This is a genomic window from Burkholderia sp. Tr-862, assembly GCF_011753085.1.
GTDB lineage: Bacteria > Pseudomonadota > Gammaproteobacteria > Burkholderiales > Burkholderiaceae > Burkholderia > Burkholderia ambifaria.
In genome coordinates this window covers 1-3,208 of sequence record NZ_VWWG01000307.1, presented here as the reverse complement: position 1 = coordinate 3,208, position 3,208 = coordinate 1, and the positions used below count along the sequence as shown (strand labels likewise).

General features: G+C 70.5%; 4 protein-coding genes. All 4 read left to right on the top strand.

Annotated elements, in window-relative coordinates; translation table 11 throughout:
- Positions 1 to 10 precede the first annotated feature (10 nt).
- Positions 11 to 886, top strand: a complete 876-nt coding sequence (locus F3J14_RS34220) for an ABC transporter permease (RefSeq protein WP_166726669.1) — start codon at positions 11 to 13, stop codon at positions 884 to 886.
- Complete coding sequence (locus F3J14_RS34215) at positions 883 to 1,677, top strand: ABC transporter permease (RefSeq protein ID WP_166726668.1); 795 nt, start codon at positions 883 to 885, stop codon at positions 1,675 to 1,677. The genes F3J14_RS34220 and F3J14_RS34215 overlap by 4 nt, the downstream gene beginning before the upstream one ends.
- 2 nt (positions 1,678 to 1,679) lie before the next feature.
- The gene (locus tag F3J14_RS34210; protein WP_166726667.1) at positions 1,680 to 2,024 is read left to right on the top strand and encodes a (2Fe-2S)-binding protein; all 345 of its coding nucleotides are present in this window, start codon (positions 1,680 to 1,682) and stop codon (positions 2,022 to 2,024) included.
- Positions 2,021 to 3,208: FAD-dependent oxidoreductase (locus F3J14_RS34205; protein ID WP_166726666.1), on the top strand; the 1,188-nt coding region annotated here is incomplete at its 3' end. The genes F3J14_RS34210 and F3J14_RS34205, both read left to right, overlap by 4 nt.

Below are 3,208 nucleotides of genomic sequence, written 5' to 3'. Positions count from 1 at the left end.
CGGCGGCCGCGTGCCGCGCGCCACGTGGCACGCCCATGCGCCGCTGTGGCTGATGTGCGCGCCCGCGTTCGCGCTGTTCGCCGCGCTCGTGCTCGTGCCGCTCGCGATGACCTTCACGCTCACGTTCTACCGCTTCGACCCGGCCACCGGCCCGATCGCCGCGTTCCAGTTCGGCAACTACGCGGAAGTACTCGCCTCGTCGTACTTCCACACGATCTTCGCGCGCACCTTCGGCATCGCCGCGCTGACCACCGCGATCTGCGTCGCGATCGGCACGCCGGAAGCGTACGTGCTGTCGAAAATGCGCGATCCGTGGCGCTCGCTGTTCCTGCTCGTGATCCTCGCGCCGCTGCTCGTGTCGGTCGTCGTGCGCGCGTTCGGCTGGAGCATGCTGCTGAACACGAGCGGGCTCGTGAACCAGGCGCTCGGGCTCGCGGGCCTCGGGCCGTACAAGCTCGAATACACGACGTTCGCGATCGTGATCGCACTCGTTCACGTGATGTTGCCGTTCATGGTGATTCCCGTGTGGACCGCGCTGCAGCGGCTCGATCCGCAGACCGAACATGCAGCGCTGTCGCTCGGCGCCTCGCCGTTCACGACGCTGCGCCGCATCGTGGTGCCGCAGCTGATGCCGGGCGTGCTGTCGGGCAGCCTGATGGTGTTCGGGCTGTCGGCGAGCGCCTTCGCGATTCCGGGCCTGCTCGGCGGACGTCGCTTGAAGGTCGCGGCGACCGCCGTCTACGACGAATTCCTCGGCTCGCTGAACTGGCCGCTCGGCGCGACGATCGCGGTGCTGCTGCTGGTCGCGAATCTCGTCGTGATGCTCACCTACTACCGCGTGCTCGAACGCCGCTATGCGCGCAGCCTCGGAGGCGCTTCCCGATGAGCAAGAACGGCCCCTTCGCCCTTGCGTTCCATACGCTCGTGATCCTGTTCGTGCTCGCGCCGCTCGCGATCGTCGTGCTCGTCGCGTTCACGCCCGACGAAACGCTGACGCTGCCGACGCACGGGCTGTCGCTGCGCTGGTTCCGCGCGATCCTCGACTATCCCGACTTCGTCACCGCGTTCGCCAATAGCGTGAAGCTCGCGTTCGCGTCGGCGACGCTGTCGCTCGCGATCGCATTGCCCGCCGGGCTCGCGATCGGCCGCGCGACGTTTCCGGGCCGCGCGTTCCTGAACGGGCTGCTGCTGTCGCCGCTCGTGATTCCCGGTCTCGTGCTCGGCATCGCGCTGCTGCGCTTCTTCGCGCTGATCGGCGCGACCGGCTCGTTCGCGTGGCTGGTGCTCGCGCACATGATCGTCATCACACCGTTCGTGATGCGGCTCGTGCTCGCGTCCGTCGCGGGCCTCGACCGCAGCATCGAGCAGGCCGCATGCTCGCTCGGCGCCGATCCGTGGACGACGTTCCGCCGCATCACGCTGCCGACGATCGTGCCCGGCATCACCGGCGGCTGGCTGCTCGCGTTCATCAACAGCTTCGACGAGCTGACGATGTCGATCTTCGTCACGTCGCCGCAGACGGTCACGCTGCCGGTGCGCATGTACATGTACGCGACCGAATCGATCGATCCGATGATGGCGTCGGTATCGACGCTCGTCATCCTCATCACCGCCGGCGCGATGCTGCTGCTCGATCGCGTATACGGCCTGAACCGCATCCTGATCGGCCAACACTGACGATGACTTCCGTTTCCCGTTCCACCGACATCGCCGACGACGGCCCGCAATTCGTGCGCGTCGCCGAACGCGAGCGCGCCGCCATCGCGTTCACGCTCGACGGCCGCCCCGCGCAGGCGCTTGCCGGCGACACCGTGCTCACCGCGATCCTCGTCGCGCAGCGCCGCGTGCGCGTGAGCGAATTCAGCGGCACGCCGCGTGCGGGCTTCTGCCTGATCGGCGCGTGCCAGGATTGCTGGGTGCGCACCGAGGCCGGCGCGCGCGTGCGCGCATGCTCGACGCCGATCGCCGCAGGCATGCGGATCCTCACCGGTGCGCAGCACGCCCTCAACGGAGACGCATCTTGAGCGACGCACTGCGACCGGTGATCGTCGGCGCGGGGCCGGCCGGCGTGCGCGCGGCCGAGGCGCTGGTCGACGCGGGGCTGCGCCCCGTCGTGATCGACGAGAACGCGCGCTGGGGCGGTCAGATCTACCGGCAGCCGCCGGTCGACGGCGCGTTCGCCCGCGGCAAGCGCGCGCTGTACGGCTTCGAGGCCGCGAAGGCGGACGCCGTGCATCGGACGATGGCCGCGCTGCTGCCGCATGTCGACTACCGGCCGAACACGCTCGCCTGGGCGTGCGGCGCGGGCCGCGTCGACACGCTGCAGGATGGCCGCGAAACGACCGTGCCGTTCTCGCACCTGATCATCGCGAGCGGCGCGACCGATCGCATGCTGCCGGTGCCGGGCTGGACGCTTGCCGGCGTCTACACGCTCGGCGGCGCGCAGGTCGCACTGAAGTCGCAGGGCTGCGCGATCGGCAGCCGCATCGTGTTCGCGGGCACGGGGCCGTTGCTGTATCTCGTCGCCTACCAGTACGCGAAGGCCGGCGCGCAGGTCGCGGCGGTGCTCGACACGAGCCCGCTGCGCCGGCAGGCGGCCGCGACGCCGGCGCTGCTGCGTATGCCTGCGACCTTCGCGAAGGGGCTTTATTACATCGGCTGGCTGCGCGCGCACGGCGTCGCGATCGAAACGGGCGTCATGCTCGAACGCGTACTCGGCGAGCGGCACGTCACCGGCCTCGCGTGGCGCGCGGCCGGTACCGATGCACCGCTGCGCCGGCTCGACTGCGATGCGCTCGGCCTCGGCTTCGGGCTGCGTTCGGAAACACAGCTTGCCGATCTCGCCGGCTGCCGGTTCCGTTTCGATCCGCTCAACCACGCATGGCTGCCGGAGCGCGACGCGGCCGGCCGCACGTCGGTGCGCGGTATCTACGTCGCGGGCGACGGCGCCGGCATCGCGGGGGCCGACGCGGCCGAGGCGTCCGGGCGACGCGCGGCGCTCGCGCTGCTCGACGACGCGGGCATCGTGACCTCATCGTCATCGCCATCGCCTGCCGGCAAACCCGATGCGGCGACGCTGGACCGCACGCTCGCCCGGTTCGGCGCATTCCGCGCGGGCCTCGAGGCGGCGTTCGCGCCGCCGCCCGAGCTCGCCGCACGCTGCCCGGACGACACGATCGTGTGCCGCTGCGAGGAGATCGACGCGGGA

Coding starts and splice junctions, on each gene's coding strand:
- F3J14_RS34210 (WP_166726667.1), top strand. CDS start 1,680: ATGACTTCCGTTTCCCGTTCCACCGACATCGCCGACGACGGCCCGCAA.
- F3J14_RS34215 (WP_166726668.1), top strand. CDS start 883: ATGAGCAAGAACGGCCCCTTCGCCCTTGCGTTCCATACGCTCGTGATC.